At 70.5% G+C, this 19990-nt stretch carries 16 protein-coding genes; 10 read left to right on the top strand and 6 right to left on the bottom strand.

Translation table 11 applies throughout. The features are described 5' to 3' along the window. The first annotated feature begins 52 nt into the window (after positions 1-52). Positions 53-1495 (top strand): alkaline phosphatase PhoX, encoded by a 1443-nt coding sequence (locus NMQ01_RS15540; RefSeq protein WP_255184793.1) that lies wholly within the window; start codon positions 53-55, stop codon positions 1493-1495. A gap of 122 nt (positions 1496-1617) precedes the next feature. Continuing rightward, complete coding sequence (locus NMQ01_RS15535) at positions 1618-3213, top strand: GMC oxidoreductase (protein WP_255184792.1); 1596 nt, start codon at positions 1618-1620, stop codon at positions 3211-3213. 7 nt (positions 3214-3220) lie between these two features. On the opposite strand, the gene NMQ01_RS15530 is transcribed toward NMQ01_RS15535, so the two are convergent. Both NMQ01_RS15530 and NMQ01_RS15525 read right to left on the bottom strand, forming a co-directional pair. Beyond that, positions 3221-3505: a sulfurtransferase TusA family protein gene (locus NMQ01_RS15530; protein WP_255184791.1), complete on the bottom strand. Its 285-nt coding sequence runs from the start codon at positions 3503-3505 to the stop codon at positions 3221-3223. Continuing rightward, entirely contained in the window at positions 3506-3994 is a 489-nt protein-coding gene (locus tag NMQ01_RS15525; RefSeq protein ID WP_255184790.1) for a glutathione peroxidase, read from the bottom strand. It abuts the gene before it with no gap. 164 nt (positions 3995-4158) lie between these two features. On the opposite strand from NMQ01_RS15525, the gene NMQ01_RS15520 reads away from it, so the two are divergent. Both NMQ01_RS15520 and NMQ01_RS15515 read left to right on the top strand, forming a co-directional pair. Further along, a complete protein-coding gene (locus NMQ01_RS15520) occupies positions 4159-4821 on the top strand; it encodes a lysoplasmalogenase family protein (protein WP_255184789.1) in 663 nt (220 codons plus the stop codon). Further along, a complete protein-coding gene (locus tag NMQ01_RS15515; protein ID WP_255184788.1) occupies positions 4818-6035 on the top strand; it encodes an MFS transporter in 1218 nt (405 codons plus the stop codon). Before NMQ01_RS15520 ends, NMQ01_RS15515 begins: the two co-directional genes overlap by 4 nt. Positions 6036-6126: 91 nt before the next feature. On the opposite strand, the gene NMQ01_RS15510 is transcribed toward NMQ01_RS15515, so the two are convergent. Next, complete coding sequence (locus NMQ01_RS15510; protein ID WP_255184787.1) at positions 6127-7614, bottom strand: DHA2 family efflux MFS transporter permease subunit; 1488 nt, start codon at positions 7612-7614, stop codon at positions 6127-6129. A gap of 95 nt (positions 7615-7709) precedes the next feature. On the opposite strand from NMQ01_RS15510, the gene NMQ01_RS15505 reads away from it, so the two are divergent. The 3 genes from NMQ01_RS15505 to NMQ01_RS15495 all read left to right on the top strand — a co-directional run bounded on the left by NMQ01_RS15505 (position 7710) and on the right by NMQ01_RS15495 (position 11600). Next, positions 7710-7985 (top strand): DUF2277 domain-containing protein, encoded by a 276-nt coding sequence (locus NMQ01_RS15505; RefSeq protein WP_072625968.1) that lies wholly within the window; start codon positions 7710-7712, stop codon positions 7983-7985. 375 nt (positions 7986-8360) lie between these two features. Next, on the top strand, positions 8361-10787 hold the full coding sequence (locus NMQ01_RS15500; RefSeq protein WP_255184786.1) for a replicative DNA helicase: 2427 nt from the start codon (positions 8361-8363) through the stop codon (positions 10785-10787). Between the two features lie 249 nt (positions 10788-11036). Continuing rightward, positions 11037-11600, top strand: coding sequence for a hypothetical protein (locus NMQ01_RS15495; RefSeq protein ID WP_255184785.1), 564 nt, complete (start codon positions 11037-11039; stop codon positions 11598-11600). A 662-nt stretch (positions 11601-12262) separates the two neighbouring features. Here the strand turns inward: NMQ01_RS15495 and NMQ01_RS15490 are convergent. The 3 genes from NMQ01_RS15490 to NMQ01_RS15480 all read right to left on the bottom strand — a co-directional run bounded on the left by NMQ01_RS15490 (position 12263) and on the right by NMQ01_RS15480 (position 17724). Beyond that, the gene (locus tag NMQ01_RS15490) at positions 12263-12973 is read right to left on the bottom strand and encodes a VOC family protein (RefSeq protein ID WP_255184784.1); all 711 of its coding nucleotides are present in this window, start codon (positions 12971-12973) and stop codon (positions 12263-12265) included. A 311-nt stretch (positions 12974-13284) separates the two neighbouring features. After that, the gene (locus NMQ01_RS15485) at positions 13285-15237 is read right to left on the bottom strand and encodes a heavy metal translocating P-type ATPase (protein ID WP_255186394.1); all 1953 of its coding nucleotides are present in this window, start codon (positions 15235-15237) and stop codon (positions 13285-13287) included. Positions 15238-15525: 288 nt separating this feature from the next. Beyond that, a complete protein-coding gene (locus NMQ01_RS15480; RefSeq protein ID WP_255184783.1) occupies positions 15526-17724 on the bottom strand; it encodes a DUF4185 domain-containing protein in 2199 nt (732 codons plus the stop codon). A gap of 125 nt (positions 17725-17849) precedes the next feature. Between NMQ01_RS15480 and NMQ01_RS15475 the strand changes: the two genes are divergently transcribed. From NMQ01_RS15475 to NMQ01_RS15465, 3 genes are read left to right on the top strand one after another with little or no spacing between them, the layout of a single operon-like run. Next, complete coding sequence (locus NMQ01_RS15475) at positions 17850-19016, top strand: glutathione-independent formaldehyde dehydrogenase (RefSeq protein WP_255184782.1); 1167 nt, start codon at positions 17850-17852, stop codon at positions 19014-19016. A gap of 1 nt (position 19017) precedes the next feature. Then, the gene (locus NMQ01_RS15470; protein ID WP_255184781.1) at positions 19018-19587 is read left to right on the top strand and encodes a type 1 glutamine amidotransferase domain-containing protein; all 570 of its coding nucleotides are present in this window, start codon (positions 19018-19020) and stop codon (positions 19585-19587) included. Continuing rightward, positions 19584-19886 carry a putative quinol monooxygenase gene (locus NMQ01_RS15465; protein WP_072625910.1) on the top strand — a complete coding sequence of 101 codons (303 nt, stop codon included), beginning with the start codon at positions 19584-19586 and terminating at the stop codon, positions 19884-19886. The genes NMQ01_RS15470 and NMQ01_RS15465 overlap by 4 nt, the downstream gene beginning before the upstream one ends. The last annotated feature ends 104 nt before the right edge of the window (positions 19887-19990 follow it).

The raw sequence follows: 19990 nt of genomic DNA, 5'->3' as shown, positions 1-19990 counted from the left end.
ACTCCTGCTTGCTGGACTGCGGACGTCCCCTCGACCGATCCCAGGAGTTCCCATGTCCACCCCCACCCCGATCGACCGCCGTACCCTCCTCGGCGGCTCCGCCGGCGCCCTCGGCCTGCTCGTCGCCGGCAGCTCCGCCCCCTTCGCCTCGCACGCCAGCGCCGCGCAGACCACCCGCCTGGCCGCCGGCTACGGCCCGCTGCGTCCCGCGGGTGAGCTGCTCGCGCTGCCGGAGGGCTTCAGCTACACCGTCCTCGCCGAGTCCGGCACGACGACGGTCGGCGGCTACGCCGTGGCCGGTAGCCAGGACGCGATGGGCGCCTTCGCCCGTGCCGGCGGCGGCTCGACGATCGTCTGCAACCACGAGATCGGTGGCGCCGACGACGACGCCGTCCCGCACGTCGACGGCCTGGTCTACGACCGCGGGGCGAAGGGGGGAACCTCCACCCTCGTCGTCGACGCCGACAACACCGTGGTCGAGCACTACACCTCCGTGGCCGGCACCGTCGACAACTGCGCCGGCGGCATCACCCCGTGGGGCACGTGGCTGACCTGCGAGGAGACCGACGAGCGTGCCGGCACCCACGAGGACGACGGCGTCACCTACACCTTCGAGCAGGACCACGGCTACGTCTTCGAGGTCGACCCGACCAGCCAGGCGGCCAACATCGGCACGGCCAACATCCCGCTGAAGTTCCTCGGGCGCTTCGAGCACGAGGCCGCCGTCGTCGAGGAGGCGACCGGTCGGATCTACCTCACCGAGGACGCCGACGAGCCCAACGGGCTCTTCTACCGCTGGACCCCGCCCGCCGGCTACCGCCAGGGCAAGGGCGCGCTCCACGCGCTCGCCGCCGACGGCGCCGTCGAGGTCGGCACCCTCGAGGCGCTCGTCGCCTTCGAGCGCAACGGCACCCACGTCACCGACCTGTCCAAGGCGACGAAGACCAACACGACCTACACCGTGCGCTGGGTCGAGGTCCCCGACCGCGACGCCCGCGAGACCCCGATCCGCGAGCAGCTCGCCGACGACGAGGTGACCCGCGCGCGCAAGCTCGAGGGGCAGTGGTGGGGCGACGGCGGCGTCTACGTCGTCTCGAGCTATGCCCGCAGCGACGACGGCTCGCTCCACGAGCACGACGGCCAGGTGTGGTTCTTCGACCCGGCGAAGCAGACGATCACGCTGACGACGATCTTCGCGGTCAACGAGGACGGTGCCGGCGTCGACGGCCCGGACAACATCACCGTCTCGCCCCACGGCGGGCTCGTCCTCGCCGAGGACGGCGAGGGCGCCTCGCAGCTCATCGGTGTCACCGACCAGGGCACGGCCTATCGCCTCGCGCTCAACCTCGTCGACGACAGCGAGTGGGCCGGCCCGACCTTCGACGCGGCCGGCACGACGCTCTTCGCCAACATCCAGGGCGACCCGGGGCGCACCTTCGCCATCACCGGGCCGTGGGGCCGTCCGTCCAATGCCCGGGAGCAGGCGCGCGGCTGACGCCGGCCAGCTCGTCCCCCTTCGTCCGGGGCCGCTCGTCCTGCGGCCCCGGACGTCCTGTGCCAGCCTGTGGTTACTAGCCGGTAGTGATCGGCGAGTTCCCTTCGGGCACAAGGAGATCCATGTCAATCAGCCGTCGCACCCTCCTCGCCGCAGCCGTCGGTGGGGCCACCGTCGCCGGACCGGCGCTCGCCCCGACCGCACGAGCCGCGACCACGACCGGCGAGGGGCCGCGCATCGCGATCATCGGCTCCGGCTACGGCGGCGCCGTCGCCGCCCAGCGGCTCGCGGCGGCCGGCCAGAGCGCCGACCTCATCGAGATGGGCATGGACTGGCGCACGGTGGAGCCCGTCAACGGCAAGGTCTTCACCTCGATGACGGCGCCGAGCGCCCGCTCGACGTGGTTCCAGGACCACGTCGAGCTCCCCTTCTCCACCATCCTCGGCGTGCCGACCTCGATCCCGACCGAGCGCGGTGCCGGCGTGCTCGGGATCGAGCGCTTCGACCACATGAAGGTCTACGTCGGGCGCGGCCTCGGCGGCGGCTCCCTCGTCAACGGCGCGATGGCCGTGACCCCGCGCCGGTCCTTCTTCGAGCAGGTGCTGCCCGACGTCGACGCCGAGGAGATGTACCGGACCTACTTCCCCCGGGCCAATGCCGCGCTGGGCGTCGCCCCGCCGACGGCGACGATGCTGGACTCGCCCTGGTACGGGTTCAGCCGGGTCGCCCGTGACCAGGCGCGCGCCGCGGGCTTCGACACCACGCTCGTGCCGAGCGTCTACGACTGGGACCACATGGCCCGCGAGGCCGCCGGCGACGCACCGAAGTCCGCTCTCGCGCAGGAGATCCTCTTCGGCAACAACCACGGCAAGCGCGACCTGACGAAGACCTATCTGCGGACCGCGCTGGCCAGCGGGCGGATCACGCCGATCGTCATGACCGAGGTCACCGCCCTCACCCGCACCGCCGAGGGCGCCTACGAGCTCGAGCTGCGGACGATCAACTTCGACGGTGACGTCGTCTCGACCCGCCGCTCCACCTACGACCGGGTCGTCCTCGCGGCCGGCAGCGTCGGCACCTCCCGGATCCTGCTGCGCGCCGCCGCACACGGTGGCCTGCACGGGCTGCCGAGCGCCGTCGGCCACGGGTGGGGGCCCAACGGCAACCTCATGGTCGCCCGCTACCTCGGGCTCACCGCGACCGGGTCGCAGCAGTCGTGCATGCCGGCGATGGGCATCAACGCGTGGGACGACACCGAGGCGTCGGTCTTCGCCGAGATCGCCCCGCTGCCCCTGGGCGTCGAGACCTTCACCTCCAACTACCTCGCCGTGACCAACAACCCCAACCGCGGCTCCTTCGCCTGGGACAGCGGCCGCGGCGCGCTCACCCTCGACTGGGACGAGAGCAAGGCCGCTCCGGGCGTCGCCGCGGCGAGGGCCGTGATGGACCGCCTCAACCGGGAGCACGGCACGGTCTACCGTCACGACCTCTTCGACGACGGCAAGGCCTTCGCCGACTACTTCAGCTACCACCCGCTCGGCGGCGCCGTCCTCGGCGAGGCGACCGACCTGTCGGGTGAGCTCAAGGGCTCGCCGGGCCTCTTCGTCATGGACGGGTCGCTCGTCCCCGGCAAGATCGGGGTCAACCCCTTCGTCACGATCACGGCGCTCGCGGAGCGCAACATGGACCGGCTGCTGGCGAGCGGGCGCTTCTCCTGAGGCGGCGTCAGGCCGGGTGCCAGGGCCGGTCGGGGCGGGTGGCGACGGGGTCGTCACCCACCCGCACCCCGTAGACCGGGGGCGGGCCGGGCTCGGCGACGCCGAGGTAGTGGTGGCCGGTGATCCGGCACCACGCCGGCAGGTCGATCGGCGCCACCGGGTCGGTCGTGCTCAGGTGCACGATGCTGCCGGCGGGCAGGTCGGCGACCCGTCCTCGGAGCAGGATGAGCAGCCGCGCGCAGGACAGGTCGCCGCCGTCGATGCGCTCCGCGGGTTGTTCCGTCGCCTCCACTCAGGCGAGGACGGAGCGAAGGGAGGCCAGCACCCGGTCGTCGTCCGGCGTGACCTGCGGGCTGAAGCGGGCGACCGGTGTGCCGTCGGCGTCGATGACGAACTTCTCGAAGTTCCACCGGATGTCGCCGCTCTCGCCGGCCTCGTCGGCCGTGTCGACGAGGCCCGCGTAGACCGGGTGGCGGCCGGGGCCGTTGACCTCGACCTTCTCGCTCATCGGGAAGGTCACGCCGTAGGTCGCCGAGCAGAAGTCGGCGATCTCCTCGGCCGTGCCCGGCTCCTGCCCGCCGAACTGGTTGCACGGCAGGCCGACGACGGTGAACCCCTGCGCGGCGTACTGCTCCTGCAGCGCCTCGAGGGCGGTGTACTGCGGGGTCAGGCCGCACTTGCTCGCGACGTTGACGAGCAGCGCCGGCCGGCCGCCGGTGAGGTCGCGCAGCGTGCCGGGCGTGCCGTCGAGGCGGGCGATGGGGGTGTCGAGGAGGCTCATGCCCCGACGATATGCCCCGACTCCCGGGCGGTGGTTGGGCAGGGCGAAGGGGGACGGCTGCGCCCGCCGAAGTCCTGCCTGGTCCGCTGGTCCCGTTGTCGTTCTCGACTTCGGCTTGAAGTGCGCAGCCATCCCCCTTCGCCTTGCCCCCGTAGGCTCGGGGCATGCCTGCGCTCGTCGCCCTCGTGGTCGTCACCGTCGTCCACCTGGTCGCGCAGGGTGTCGCGCCGGGAGGGGTGCTCGCGGACCTGACCCAGGTGCTGCTCACGCCGCTGCTCGCGTGGCTGCTGCTCACGACGACCCGCCTGCCGCGCTCGCGGCTGGTGCGTCTGACGCTGCTCGCGCTGCTGCTGTCGTGGCTCGGCGACACCCTGCCGCGCTTCGTGGCCGAGGGCAGCGCCGCGGGCTTCGGGCTCATGCTCGGCTGCTTCCTGCTGGCGCAGCTGGCCTACGCGGCGGCACTGGCCCCCTTCGTCGGGCGCAGCATCGTGCGCACCCGACCCGCGCTCCTCGCGCCCTATGTCCTCGCGCTCGTCGTCCTCGTCGCGGTGACGGCCGGTGGGGCCGGGGCGATGTTGCCCGCGGTCGTCGTCTACGGGCTGGCGATCGTCACCATGGCCGTCCTCGCCACCGGCCTCGACCGGGTCGCGACGGTCGGCGCGATCGTCTTCCTCGTCTCCGACGCGCTCATCGCGCTGCGTGCCTTCGCCGACGTCGAGCTGCCGCTCCACAGCGTGCTCGTCATGCTCACCTATGTCGTCGGGCAGGGCCTGCTCGTCGCCGCGATCGCCCACCACGACCGGGCGGCGAGGCCGCGTCCGGCATGACGCACGAGGGCTACCTGCCCGGCAGCAGCGGCTACCGGCGGATCGTCTGGTCGCTCTTCGCCGCCGGTCTGGCGACCTTCACCCTGCTGTACTCGACGCAGGCGCTGCTGCCCGACCTGCGGCGTGACTTCGGCGTCTCGACGGGGGCGTCGACCCTCAGCGTGTCCCTGGCGATGTTCGGCATCGGCGCGGGGCTGCTCGTCGCCGGACCGCTCTCCGACGTCGTCGGCCGCACCCGCCTGATCCACCTCTCGCTCGGAGCGTCGGTCGTCATCGGCTTCGCCTCGGCGCTCGCTCCGACCTGGGAGGCGCTGCTCGCGCTGCGCTTCCTCGACGGCTTCGCGCTCGCCGGGCTGCCCGCGGTCGCGACGGCCTACCTGCGCGAGGAGCTGCACCCCTCGAGCCAGGGGCGGGCCGCGGGGCTCTACGTCGGGGGCACCGCCTTCGGCGGGATGTCGGGCCGGCTCGTCTCCGGTTTCGGCGCTGAGCTCGGCGGCGGGTGGCGCTGGGGCATCGCGGCGACCGTGCTCGTCGGGCTCGCCTGCGCGGTCCTCGTGCGGCTGGCACTGCCGGCCTCGCGGGGCTTCGAGCCGGCGCCGGGCAACCCGCGTGCGCTGGCGGCGATGACCCGACGGGCCCTGTCGGACCCGGCGCTGCTCGCCCTCTACGCCATCGGCGGCTGCTCGCTCGGGGCGATGGTCGCGCTCTTCAACACCATCGGCTTCCGGCTGGCGGATCCCCCCTTCGCGCTGGGGATCGGTGCGGCGAGCCTCGTCTTCCTCGTCTACCCGCTGGGGACGGTCAGCGCGACGTGGTTCGGCGACCTTGCCGACCGTCACGGCCGGCGCACGGTCATCCCGATCGGGGCGGCGGTCGCGATCGTCGGGGCGCTGCTCACGCTGCCCGACGTGCTGTCGCTCGTCGTCGCCGGGATGGGCCTGCTCGTCATCGGCTTCTTCGCCGTTCACGGGGTGGCGAGCGGCTGGGTGCCGCTGCGGGCCCACCTCGGCGGGACGAGCGCCGGCCAGGCGGCCTCGCTGTACCTCTTCACGTACTACCTCGGGTCCGCGGTCTTCGGCACCGCCTCCGGTGCCGCGTGGACGCGGGCCGGGTGGCCGGGCTCCGTGATGCTGTCTGTGGTCCTCATGCTGCTCGTCGTGGCCCTGGCTGTGCTGCTGCGCCGCACTCCCTCGCTCGTGCCCGGCGTGCGCTGAGCCGCCTGCTCCCGGACGGGGATCGACGACCGGAGCACCGGCACGTCGTAGCCCGAGCCGAGAGCAGGCGGCGAAGGGACGTCGCCTCCGGTCAGGCGAGCTCGGCGGCAGGCTCCTCGGCCGGCGTCTCGGTGGGATCCTCGGGGTCCTCGACCGGTGTGCTGACCATGAGGCAGGTCGCGACGCTCACCGCCGCGGCCACCGCGAGCATGACGAAGGCGGCCTGGACGCCCGAGGTGCGCTCGGCCGTGCTCGGGTCGGACCCGGCGACGAGGGACATGACGGCGATGCTCGTCGCGGTGCCGGCGGCGCCGAAGACCTGCTGCGAGGAGCCGAGCAGCGCCGACCCGTGGGCGTGCAGGGAGTGCGGGAGCGACCCCAGGCCCGCGGTGAAGAGCGGGGTGAAGAGCAGCGCGAGCGAGAGGCTGAGGAGCACGTGCAGCACGAGCACGGTCCACATGCCGACGTGCGGGAGCAGGAGGGCGAAGAGGCCGAGCGAGACGGTCATGCCGACCGCACCGGGGACGACGAGCGGTCGGGCGCCGATGCGGTCGTAGAGCCGGCCGATCGACGGGCCGAGCAGGCCCATGGCCAGGCCGCCGGGGATGAGCAGCAGCCCGGTCTCGAGGGTGCTCAGGCCCAGCCCGCGCTGCAGGTGGATCGGCAGCAGGATCACCGAGCTGATGAGCGCGGCGAAGCCGAGGCACATCGTGACGAAGGCACCGGTGAAGCTGCGATGCCGGAAGGCGCGCAGGTCCATGAGCGGGTCGCCGGTGCGAGCGAGGGTCAGCTGTCGCCAGGCGAAGACCGCGAGGGCGAGGGCTGCGACGCCGGCCGCGAGGAGGGGGTCGACGACGGGCTCGGGAGCGGGACCCCCTTCGCCGCCGTGGCCGCCACCGAGGCTCGAGAGGCCGTAGACGATGCCGCCGAAGCCGACGACCGCCAGGGCGACGCTCGGTAGGTCGAGGCGGCTGTGCTCGCGCTCGCCGGTGTCGGGCAGCAGACGCAGGCCGAGGGCGAGGGAGGCGGCGGCGATCGGCAGCACGGCGAGGAAGATCAGGCGCCACGTGCCGAGCTCGAGCAGGACCCCGGAGACCGCCGGGCCCATCGCGGGCGCGACGGCGATGACGAGCGAGACATTGCCCATGGTGCGGCCGCGGTCGGCGACGGGCACGAGGTCCATGAGGGTCGTCATGAGCAGCGGGATCATCACCGCGGTGCCGCCGGCCTGCACGACCCGGGCGGCGACGAGCACCTCGAAGCTCGGGGCGGCCGCGGCGATCGTCGTGCCCACCGTGAAGAGGCCCATCGCCAGGGCGAAAGTGCGCCGCGTGGCCAGGCGCCGCATGATCCAGCCGGTCATCGGGATGACGACGGCCATCGTCAGCATGAAGGCGGTCGTCAGCCACTGCGCGGAGGTCTCGACGACACCGAAGTCGTCCATGAGCCGCGGGATGGCGTTGTTCATGATCGTCTCGTTGAGGATCACGACGAAGGTGGCCACCGTCAGCACGCGCAGGATGAGCGTCGTCTGGGCAGGGGTGGTCACGGGGTGCGGCGCCGCCGCGGTGATGGGCATGTCCTCCATGGTCCGCCAGCCCACCGACAGCGACCAAATGCTTGTGACCGGCGAAGGGGGGTGCCCCTGTCGGTCCGCAGGAGGAGACTGGGGGCATGTGCCGAAACATCCGACAGCTGCACAACTTCGAGCCCCCGGCCACGACCGACGAGGTGCGCGCCGCCGCCCTCCAGTACGTGCGCAAGGTGAGCGGTTCGACGAAGCCGAGCCAGGCCAACCAGGCCGCCTTCGACGAGGCCGTCGAGGAGATCGCGCAGGTGACCCAGCACCTGCTCGACCACCTCGTGACCAATGCGCCGCCGAAGGACCGCGAGGTCGAGGCCGCCAAGGCCAAGGAGCGGGCGCGGGCCCGCTACGAGCGCGCCGGCTGATCGCTCCCGTGACCCGTGTGACCGGGCGGGCCGTCCGTCGATACGGGGCTTGCCTGATCGCCCCCGATGTGTCGCGGAGCACGTCGTGGTCTGTGGATGGTGGACTGGCTGATCTTTTTGGGGTCCACACCTGTTCCTCGGTGTTTGCGCAGGTCAGAGGCGGTGTCGGTGCTGGTCGAGACCGGAGATCCACAGACTTGTCCACGGGCTGTGCACAGACCAGTGGCGCGTCGTCCACACCCGGTCCACACCTCTGTCCACAGGGCCGTTTGGCGTTGTCGGCACCGGGTGCGACAGTGCTCTGACGTCCCCTCGCGGGGGCGCGCGGACCCCCCCTTCGGCCGGGTCCGGTGCAGGAGACGGAGGGTAGCCCGGGTGACGACGTTCGAGCAGGACACGAGGTCATTCGGCGACTCCGACTCCTACTCGTCCGGGCCCCCCGCCGACCGGCTGCCCCCGCAGGACCTGGGCGCCGAGCAGTCGGTCCTCGGCGGCATGCTGCTGTCGAAGGATGCGATCGCCGACGTCGGTGAGGCGGTGCGCGGGCACGACTTCTACAAGCCGGCCCACGAGCTGATCTTCGACGCGGTCATCGACCTCTACAGCCGCGGCGAGCCGGCCGACGCGATCACCGTCGCCGACGAGCTGAGCAAGCGCGGCGACCTGCAGCGTGCCGGCGGCCAGGCCTATCTGCACGACCTCATCCAGTCGGTGCCGACCGCGGCCAATGCCGGCTACTACGCGCAGATCGTCGCCGAACGGGCGGTGCTGCGTCGCCTCGTCGAGGCCGGGACCAAGATCGTCCAGATGGGCTACGCCCAGGGCGGTGGCGACGTCGAGGAGATCGTCAACGCCGCGCAGGCCGAGGTCTACACCGTCGCCGAGAAGCGTGGCGGCGAGGACTACGCCCCCCTGTGGGACACGCTCAACGAGACGATGACCGAGATCGAGGTCGCCGCCGGCCGCACCGACGAGATGACCGGTGTGCCGACGGGCTTCACCGACCTCGACGAGCTGACTCACGGCCTGCACCCGGGGCAGATGATCGTCGTCGCGGCCAGGCCGGCAATCGGCAAATCCACGCTGGGTGTGGACATCGCCCGCGCGGCGGCGATCCACCACCAGATGGCGACCGCGATCTTTTCCCTGGAGATGAGCCGCAGCGAGATCACCATGCGTGTCCTCGCGGCGGAGGCGAGCATCCAACTGCAGCACCTGCGGCGGGGCAAGATGAGCGACCCCGATTGGCGCAAGCTCTCCCGCGTCGTCGGCCGGATCAGCGATAGCCCGCTCTACATCGACGACTCGCCCAACCTCGCGCTCATGGAGATCCGCGCCAAGGCGCGGCGCTTGAAGCAGCAGCACAACCTCAAGCTCATCGTCATCGACTACCTGCAGCTGATGACCTCGGGCAAGAAGGTCGAGTCCCGCCAGCAGGAGGTCTCCGAGTTCTCCCGTGCGCTCAAGCTCCTGGCGAAGGAGCTGCAGGTCCCGGTCATCGCGATCTCGCAGCTGAACCGTGGTCCAGAGCAGCGCACCGACAAGCGCCCGGCGATGAGTGACCTTCGTGAGTCCGGTTGCCTGCCCGCCGAGACCCGCATCCTGCGTGCGGACACCGGTGCCGAGACGACGATCGGCGAGCTCGTCGAGACGGGCGCCAAGGACATCGACGTCTGGGCGCTCGACGACTCCCTGCGCTACGTGAAGCGCAAGATGACGCACGCCTTCTCCACCGGCACAGCCGTCGTCTTCAAGCTGACCCTCGCCTCGGGCAAGACGGTGCGGGCGACGGAGAACCACCCCTTCCTTGCCTACGAAGGGTGGACCCCCCTTGCCCAGCTGCGGCAGGGCGACCGTGTGGCCGTGCCCCGTCACGTCCCCTCACCGCGGGCGCTCACCGAGTGGGAGGACGCGCGCGTCATCCTGCTGGCGCACATGCTGGGCGACGGGCGACAGTCCTCGTTGATGGATCGCGTGCCGGACGAGGTCTTCTCCCTCCCCAAGGCTCAGATCGCCCTCTTCCTCACGCACCTCTGGTCGACCGGCGGTGCCGTCACGATCGATGGGGAAGGGGGGACCGGCCGCCTTTCGCTGGCGGTGTCTCGTGATCTGGCGGACGACGTGTCCCGATTGCTGCTGCGTTTCGGTATCCAGGTCGAGATCCGCGACGGCGCCGTTGTCATCGCCGAGGTGGACTCGCAGCGACGGTTCCTGCAGGAGATCGGTGTCCACGGTGTGTTCGCCCAAGCTGCTGACGACCTCCTGTCTCTCGTCCGCCAGGCGCGGGAGCACATCGACGCGGACGCGGTCGCGCCCGAGGTCTGGGAAGACGTCCGCGAGGCCGTGGTCGAGCGTGGCCCGTCGCGTCGTGAGCTGGCGGCCGCTGTTACCAGCGGCCATGCCGGTGCTGTCGCCTACGCGACCTCCCCGTCGCGGGAGCCGGTGGCCCAGTTGGCTGCGGTCCTCGACCGAGCGGAGCTCGATCTGGCCGCCGTCAACGACGTCTTCTGGGACACGGTCGTCGCCGTGGAGGCCGACGGCGTCGAAGAGGTCTACGACGCGACTGTCCTCGGCCGCCACAACTTCGTCGCCAACGGCATCGCGGTGCACAACTCGATCGAGCAGGACGCCGACCTCGTGATCCTGCTCCACCGCGACCGCGACCCTGGGTCGGAGCGCGAAGGGGAGGCCGACGTCATCGTGGCCAAGCACCGAAACGGCCCGACCGCCGACATCGTCCTCGGCTTCCAGGGTCACTACGCCCGCTTCTCGAACCTCGCCAAAGACTCGGGCGGGTTCTGATGTCGAGAAGCGCCCTAAATTAGAGCAAGTCGACTTCTATCTAAGATATGAGGATCCGAGGGCACTAGGACGCCAGACTTCTGGTGCTCGGACGCCGCGCGGGCAAGGTTTGCTCCCTTGAGACGCAACGCAACCTCATCTGTTGACCCACTTAGTCCAACTGGCTCAAACTGACCCCCGAAGTGCCTGAGGCACGGTAACGCGGGGCCTTCACGCGCCTCACATCCATGACTCCCTGCAGGAGGACGTTTGACCCCGTGCCGGCTCCACATCACAGGCGCGAGTGGGACAGGCACGACGACGCTTGGCCGCGCGGTGGCCACGACGTGGTCGGTCCCGCACGCCGACACCGACGACTACTTCTGGGCGCCTACCTCGCCGCCGTACACGACGAAGCGCGACGGGACCGACCGCCTTCGCCTCATGCACGAGATGTTCGTCGGACGTGAGGCCTGGGTCCTGTCCGGGACCCTCATGGGTTGGGGCGACTCACTTGCGGAGCACTTCGACGCGGTCGTTTTCCTCTCGCTCGACCACGACGAGCGAATGGATCGACTCCGCGCCCGCGAAGTGACCCGGTACGGCGTCAGCATCGAGACCGGCGGCTCGCGCGCGACCGCGCATCATGAGTTCATGCAGTGGGCCGGAGGCTACGAGGACCCGGACTTCGACGGGCGCAACCGTGCGCGGCACCAGGCCTGGCTGGGCACACTGCCCTGCACCGTGCTCCGGCTGGACAGCGCTCGCCCCGTAGACGAACTCGTGAAGGAGATCATCGAGTTCAGCCCACCCGGAGCGCACGTCACGAGCTGACATGTGCACAGTCGAGACGTGCCCACCGAAACGCCCGACATGCCGCGGCACTTCAGCATGTGGAGACACGGCTCTGCGTTGAAGAGGGCGACCTGGCGAGAGCGCGACCGGCGCGATCATGCGCGGAGATGCACAACTAGGCCACGATCGAGTGGCGCGACGTCTGGGAGTCGGTGGAACACAACACGGATGGGCAATCCGGGTCGATCACCGAGACAAGCGCCGAGCTTGGACTTCTAGATTGCACACGTCTGGGATCCAGGCCGGATCTGTGCAATCTAGGCAGCGTGTCATGTGCAATGTTCGCTGCATCTCGACATCTGATGTTGTAGAGAGGGGTCCTAGTTTGTATACGCGGCTCCGGGCAGTGTGTAGGGACTGCTGCTCGAATAGGTGAAATTCGGTAGCTGCTGCAGCGGACGAATGGGTCGTATCCGGGTCCGCAGGGCCGTGGGGCCTTCATTGGACGATGGCGCCCTGTGGGCCGAACCTATGCAAAGTTGGCCGCGTGTCGTGTGCAGTCTGGACTCGATCTCGACATCCAATCTCCTCCGAGAGTCGGTCAAGGCGCGCGCCTTGACCGTGCCCTCAGAGAACAACAGTCAACCTCATTGAGGGTGAGGAATGTCGAGCGGACACTCAGCGACACATCTAAGGACCGATCAGGCCGGAGCCGCCGACATGTCGGCGCACAGCACGCCCCGGTTGCCCTCGGGGTCGGCGATGACCGTGAGGCCGGGCGCTTGGCTGTCGTCGACGACCTCGCCGCCGGCCGCGACGGCCGCGGCGACCCTCCCTTCGACCTGCTCGGGGGCCACGTAGACCTCGAGGTGGAAGCGCTGACCGCCCCCACCCTCCGGGTCCACCTCCCCGAACCACAGGTTGGGGATGCGCACGTCGGCGTCCCGGATCTCGTCGCCCGGCGTCCCGCGACCCTGCGACTGCGGGTCGCCGGTGAGCAGCGCGGCCCACACGGGCGCGACCTTCGCGGAGTCCGTGACGTCGAGCCCGAGCTCGACCTCGCTCACCCCAGCCGGGTCCGCGGTCAGCCCGAGCTCGGCGGCGATCTGCGTGATCCGGCGCGCGAGGTCGACGTCGCGCTGCGTCACCCACTCGATCCCGTGCAGCTCCGACCCGTCCTCGTCGTCGCGGTAGACCGCGTCCTGGCTGACGACCTCGAGGTCGACGACACCCTCCCCGATCCGCACGCGCGGATGATGACCGAGGTCGTCGCCCCCTGCGCCGACGGCCGTGACGAACCGCGCCGCCTCCCCGAAGCCTTCGACCCGATACCTCGCGTGTAGCCCCTGGGCGAGCTTGCGCCAGTCGGTGAGCCCCTCGGCAGCGATCTGATCTCCCCTGATCATGTCCATGGCGTCCACGCTAGCGGCGAAGGGGTGCCGTTGCGGTCCGCGGACCGCCCCGACGTGGTCAGCCGGAGACGACCTCGGCGAGCACGACGAGCAGCCTCTGCGTCAGCTCGGCGCCTCTGAGGCCGCGGTGACAGCCAAGACCTGACGCTGTTGCCGGTCGGCGTGGCGGTGTACTGCCAACCGAACGTGCAGCATCGCCGGTAGAGGTCGTACTTCATGTAGGTGTAGTCGCGGCGGTTGCCGGAAGACTCTGGGGTGGTGCTCATGACCAGTCCTTGCTGGAGCTGGGAGTGCATTGCTGGTGAGCCGATTCACTCGTCGGTGTCGCGGCCCAGGAGTTTTGCGGTGCTGCGCGCCGGGGTCAGGTCGAGGCGCCGCAGGAGCTGGGCGTTCAGGGCGACTACGACGGTGGAGGCCGACATGAGGATCGCGCCGACGCTCATCGGAAGGACGAAGCCGACCGGGGCGAGAACGCCCGCGGCCAGTGGCACGGAGATGAGGTTGTACCCAGCGGCCCACCACAGGTTCTGCTTCATCTTGCGGTAGGAAGCTCGCGAGAGGTCGATGACCGAGAGCACCGAGCGCGGGTCGGAGCTGGCGAGGATCACGCCCGCGGAGCCGATGGCCACGTCGGTGCCGGCGCCGATGGCGATGCCGACGTCGGCTTGGGCCAGGGCGGGGGCGTCGTTGACGCCGTCGCCGACCATGGCGACCTTTCGCCCTTCGTCCTGCAGCTCGGTGACCTTGGCGGCCTTGTCCTGCGGGCGGACGCCGGCGAAGACCCGGTCGATGCCCAACTCGGTGGCGACGGTCTCGGCGACGGCCTGGGCGTCTCCGGTGATCATCACGACTTGGGCGCCTGCGGCGTGCAGGGCGTCGACGGCGTCGCGGGACTCAGCGCGGACCTCGTCGGCCAGGCGAAGGGCGCCGATGACCCCGCCGTCGGCGAGGACGTGGAGGATGATCGCGCCCTCCTCGCGCCAGGTTTGGGCGACGGGCAGCTCCGCCAGGTCGTGGAGCTCGAGCAGGTAGGGGCCACCGACCTCGATCACCGTGCCGTCGACGCTCGCCCGCACCCCCACTGCCGGGGATGAGGAGAAGTCACCGGCGCGCGGGACCTCAAGCTCGCGGGCGCGTGCGGCACCGACGATGGCCCGGGCCAGCGGGTGCTCACTGTCGGCCTCGGCGGCTGCCGCCAGCGCGAGGATCTGGTCCTGGTCGTGACCGCCGTGCGCCTCGATGCCGGTGACGGTGGGCTCGCCCTTGGTGAGGGTGCCGGTCTTGTCGAAGAGGACAGTGTCGACGGTGCGCATCGACTCCAGCGACAGGCGGTCCTTGACGAGCACGCCACCGCGGGCGGCCCGCTCGGTGGCGATGGAGACCACCAGCGGGATGGCCAGCCCGAGGGCGTGGGGGCAGGCGATGACAAGGACGGTGATCGTGCGCACCACCGCGATGTCGGGCAGTCCCTGCACCGACCAGACGAAGGCCGTGATCACAGCGGCGCCGAGGGCGAACCAGAAGAGCCAGGCTGCGGCGGTGTCGGCGATGCGCTGGGCGCGGGAGGAGGAGGCCTGGGCGTCGGTCACGAGCTTCTGGATGCCGGCCAGGGCGGTGTCGTCACCGGTGGCGGTGACCTCGACGCGCAGGCCGGAGTCGGTGGCCACGGTGCCGGCGACGACGTTCTCCCCCTTCTCGCGGCGCACGGTCTTGGACTCGCCGGTGACCATGGACTCGTCCATGCTGGCCGAGCCGTCGACGATCCGTCCGTCGGCGGGCACGGACGCCCCGGGGCGGACGATGGTGACGTCGCCGACCACCAAGTCGGCCGGTGCGACGGTGACGACCTCGTCGCCGTCCACCTTCTCGGCCTCATCGGGCAGGAGCGCGGCCAGGGAGTCCAGTGCGGAGGTGGTCTGGGCCAGCGAACGCATCTCGATCCAGTGGCCCAGCAGCATGATGACCACCAGGAGGGCCAGCTCCCACCAGAAGTTCAGCTCGTGGTCGAGCACGCCCAGGCTCGCGCCCCAGGAAGCGATGAAGGCCACGGTGATGGCCAGGCCGATCAGGAGCATCATCCCCGGCTGGCGAGTGCGGATCTCGTCCACGGCGCCGGTGAGGAAGGGCCGGCCGCCCCACAGGTACATGACCGTGCCGAGCGCGGGCGAGACCCACGGCGCCCAGCCTCCGTCGGGCAGGTCGTAGCCGATGAGGTCGGCGAACATGTCGTTGAAGCCGACGACCGGGACCGCCAGCACAAGCATGATCCAGAACAGGCGGCGGAACTGCCCGACGTGGTCGCCGTGCCCTCCGTGGCCGCGGTGCTCGCCGTGGCTGTGCTCAGCGTCGCGGCCTGCCTTCCGCGGCTGGTGATCACGCGGATGACGCCCGTGCACCTGGTCGGTCACGTGGGCTTCGGGGTGGCTGTCGTGCGTGTCCCCTTCAGGCGCGAACTGGTGGTCGTGGTTGGCGCTCATGCCTGCAATCTATACCCCCTAGGGGTATAGATCAATGCGTGGCCTCGCTCCCCGGAAGGCAGGCGCCGGGCCGGGTCACCTGGGCAGCGTGACCCGGACGAAGTGCGGCCGGTACCGCAGCGGGTCCTCGACCACGCGCTCGCTGTTGGTGTCGTTGGTGCTGTACGACGCGACGACGCTCCCGGCCTGCGGGAAGAGCGAGGGGTGCGCCAGCGGCATGTAGCGCACCTGGCCGGTCTCTCCCTTCGGCACCTTGGCGACCGCGGTGCCCGATGACCACGGCCCGGTGGGGGAGTTCGCGGTCCACACGGTGATGTCGCTGCCGAGCAGGTCGTTGCGCTTGCTCAGGGCATACCAGCGCCCGCCGCGAGTGAAGACACTGAGCGTCTGCGAGACCCCGTCACGCGCCGCGATCATCTCGATCGCGTCAGCCTGCGAGCGAGACCACCCGCTGCCGTCCCAGTAGCGCCAGCGCGACTGGTTCAGCAGGTCGTCGGGCCGCACCCGCGCGACGCGAAGGGAGTACCCCCACGCCCTGTCGGAGCCCGGGTTGGCGGTGCCGTACACGTAGACCCACCGGTCCGTGCCGCTGCCAACGAGCGCGGTGGCGGCACCCCACGTCGGGTGCTCGCGGCCGGAGCGGTCGGCGCCGATGTCGCGCTGCTCGATCAGCTGCGGGGTCGCACCGGCGGGGACGACGAAGACGGCGATCGACAGCCCGAGGTTCTGGAAGCCGAAGGCGTCGGACCCTGTCGTCTGCACCCGTTGCGTCGTGACGTAGACGAGGTCGTAGCCCGTGCGGCGGTCGACGATCGTCGACATCGGCCAGTAGCCGACGGGGTTGTCCCCGCTGCCCGCTCGGTCCGGGATGAGGGCGCCGCCGGACTTCGGCAGGACGGCACGCAGGCACCGGTCGTCGGCGACGAGCATCGAGTTGCGGACATAGGTCGGCCCCGCCTGCCCGCCGCGCAGCGTGTCGCCGAAGAGCCACAGCCGCCGGCCGTCCTGCAGGAGTGCGTCGGCGCCGACGTCACCCCCGCGGAAGTCGTCGGTCCCGCGCAGGCCGGCGATCCGATTGAGGTCGTCGACCGAGGTCACGGACCCGGAGGCGACGCAGTCCGCGGTCGCGGCGAGCGAGGCCACGGGGCGCGGGGTGGCCGCCTCGGCGCGGGGCACGACGACGGCGAGCGCGAGCATCGCTGCGGTGAGTGGCGCAACGACGCCGAGGACCCGCACCCGCCACGCGTTGACCCCGCTCAGGTCCCGCAGCGACTCGTCGCCGACCGGCTCGGGCACGGCGTAGCGGCGCCGCACCGATCCGGCGAGGACGACGACGAGCAGCGAGGTCGCGATCCACACGAGCAGCACTGCGACCGGTCCGACGGCGAGCTCGCCGCGCAGGGTCACCGCGGTCGCGGTGTCGACGCCGGCGCCCGGTACCCCCAGCCCGGCGAGGCTCGCCCACGGGTCGCCGACGAGATAGGGGTCGACCCGGGCGAGCACCGGTGCGCCCGTGGCGAAGAAGGCGACGACCACCAGCCCGAGACCCGCCCACCCGAAGAGTGCTTCGAGCGCGATGGTCGAGACCGCGGCCGCTCCGGCGACGGCGGCCGCCACGAGCACCCCGACCCAGCTGCCGCGCAGCACGAGCACACCGATGAGCGCCCCGCCGACGACGGAGGCGGAGCCGATGACGAGGGTCCGGCGCAGCGCGCGCAGGTGGGTGCGGGACACCGGCCCGTCGCGCAGGCTCGTGCCCACCGCGAGGAGGAACCCCAGGAGCAGGGCGAGGGCGACGGCAAGGCGGGCGGCCTCCCTTCGCTCGTCGGCGTCAGCGGGGCCGACGGTCTCGACGTGGACGGTGCGGCCAAGACTCTCGTCGGTCTGCTCGACGCGGTCGCGAATCGCCGCGTCGAGGGTGTCGTCGTTGGCCGAGGCGAGCAGCAGGCGGTCGACGGACCCCTCGAGATCGACGATGAGCGCGGCCCGCGCAGACCCGTCGTCGAGTGCCGCGCGTGCCGTGTCCTCGTTGGTCACCGCACGCAGGTCGAAGGGGTCGCCCGGCAGGTCGTCGTACTGCCGGGCCACGCTCTCGGCGACGACCGGGTCGGCGGCGACCACCGCGGGCACGGCGTGCGGACGCAGGTCGTCGGACCCCGCGAGGACAAAGGCGGCCCAGGCGATCTCGGCGACCACGACGACGGCGAGCACCATCGCGACCGCGGGGGGCATGACGTGCCGCCACCGCGGACGGTCCGTATCGGTGGGGCCCACGTCCGCAGGCTAGGGGAAGTCCGGTCGACATGTCGGGTTCGGTGGCACGCGCTTGACGCGGCCATGACGCGCTGTGAGTGTGAAGGAGTCAGAAGTTCACCACGCACAACCATTGGAGACTCGCCATGAAGGCTGTCGTCTATCAGGGGCCCAGAGATGTCGCGGTGACGGATGTTCCGGACGCGAAGATCGAGCGCCCCACCGATGTGCTGGTCAGGATGACAACGACCAATATCTGCGGCTCGGACCTGCACATGTACGAGGGACGAACCTCCTTCGAGGAGGGCCGCACCTTCGGCCACGAAAACATGGGGGAGGTGGTGGAGATCGGTAAGGGCGTGGAGAAGGTCCAGGTCGGCGACCGGGTCGTGCTGCCCTTCAACATCTCGTGCGGGTTCTGCAAGAACTGCGAGCGCGGGCTCACGAACTACTGCCTCACCACCCAGCCTGACCCGTCTGCCGCCGGCGCGGCCTACGGTTTTGCAGAGATGGGCCCGTACGGCGGCGGCCAGGCCGAGCTGCTCCGGGTGCCCTTCGGAGACCACAACGCACTGCGCCTGGGCGAGGACGCGGAGGAGAAGGAGAATGACTACGTCATGCTCTCCGACATCTTCCCCACCGGTTACCACGCCACCGAGATGGCTGGCGTGATCCCGGGCGACAGCGTCGTGATCGCTGGAGCCGGTCCGGTGGGTCTGATGGCTGCGCTGTCCGCGACGATCAAGGGCGCCGCGAAGGTCATGGTGGTCGATCGCCACCCCGACCGGCTCGCGCTGGCCGAGCAGATCGGAGCGATCGCCATCGACGACTCCAAGACCGACCCCGTGCAGGCTGTGCTGGACGAGACCATGGGGCTCGGAGCCGACCGTGGCTGCGAGTGCGTGGGCTACCAGGCCCACGACCCGCAGGGGAACGAAGACCCGGCTGCCACCTTGAACATGCTCATCAACTCGGTGCGTTTTACCGGCGGGATCGGCACCGTCGGCGTGTTCGTCCCCGAGGACCCGGGGGCCAAGGGCGAATTGGCCAAGCAGGGCAAGGCGGCCATCGACTTCGGCACCCACTGGTTCAAGGGACAGACCATGGGCAACGGTCAGTGCCCGGTCAAGAGGTACAACCGCCGGCTGCGTGACCTGATCGCGGCTGACAAGGCGAAGCCGTCCTGGATCATCTCCCACGAGATCTCGCTGGACCAGGCCGCCGACGCCTACAGGAACTTCGACTCCAGGTCCGAGGGCTGGACCAAGGTCGTCATCAAGCCGGGTATGTCCGACGGAAAGAAGGCAAACTGACATGGCAGCAGATCTGCAGGGCAAGAGAGTCGCGATCCTCGCCGCGGACGGGGTCGAGCGCGTCGAACTCGAGCAACCCCGCGAGGTTCTGGACAAGGCCGGCGCCCGGACCGAGGTCCTCTCGGTCGATGAGGGCGAGATCCAGGCCCGCGAGAACGACCTGGATCCGGTGGGGACGTTCGCCGTCGACGGGCTGGTGGCTGAGGCCTCGGTGGCCGACTACGACGCCTTGGTGCTTCCGGGCGGCACGGTGAACCCCGACAAGCTCCGGCTCGACGAGGACGCTGTCGCCTTCGTCCGGGACTTCGTCGAGAGCGGCAAGCCGGTGGCGGCGATCTGTCACGGACCGTGGACGTTGATCGAGGCCGGCGTGGCCACCGGTCGCACCCTGACGTCCTTCCCGAGCATCCGCACGGATCTGCGTAATGCTGGCGCGAACGTCGTTGACGAGGAGGTCGTGGTCGACAAGAACCTCATCACCAGCCGCTCGCCGGAGGACCTGCCGGCGTTCTCCGCGGCGATCGTGTCCCAACTCGAGGGCACCTCGACAACGGAAGGGGGGAAGTCATGAGTGTGACCAAGGGACTGCTGGTCAGGTTCGACGCGCTGCCCGGCAAGGAGGACGACGTGAAGGAGTTCCTTGACAGCGGCCGTGCGCTTGTCGAGGAAGAGCCGGCGACCACTGCGTGGTTCGCGATCCGCCTCGGGCCCTCCTCCTTCGGGATCTTCGACGTGTTCCCCGACGACGCCGGACGTGACGCTCACCTGTCCGGCGCTGTTGCGGCAGCTCTCGGCGAGCAGACCGGTGCGATGTTCTCCGAACCGACGATCGAGAAGCTCGACGTGTTGGGCTCCAAGCTGCCCGCCTGACACCACAGACCGGGAGTACTGACCCGGACATGAGGGGTCGCTGCCCGCGGTGACTTCGGGCTGACACAGTCCGTTGACGTCGTGGCAGCGACCCCTTTTCTTAC

Source organism: Janibacter sp. CX7 (assembly GCF_024362365.1).
Lineage (GTDB): Bacteria > Actinomycetota > Actinomycetes > Actinomycetales > Dermatophilaceae > Janibacter.
This window is presented reverse-complemented; position numbering and strand designations above follow the sequence as displayed.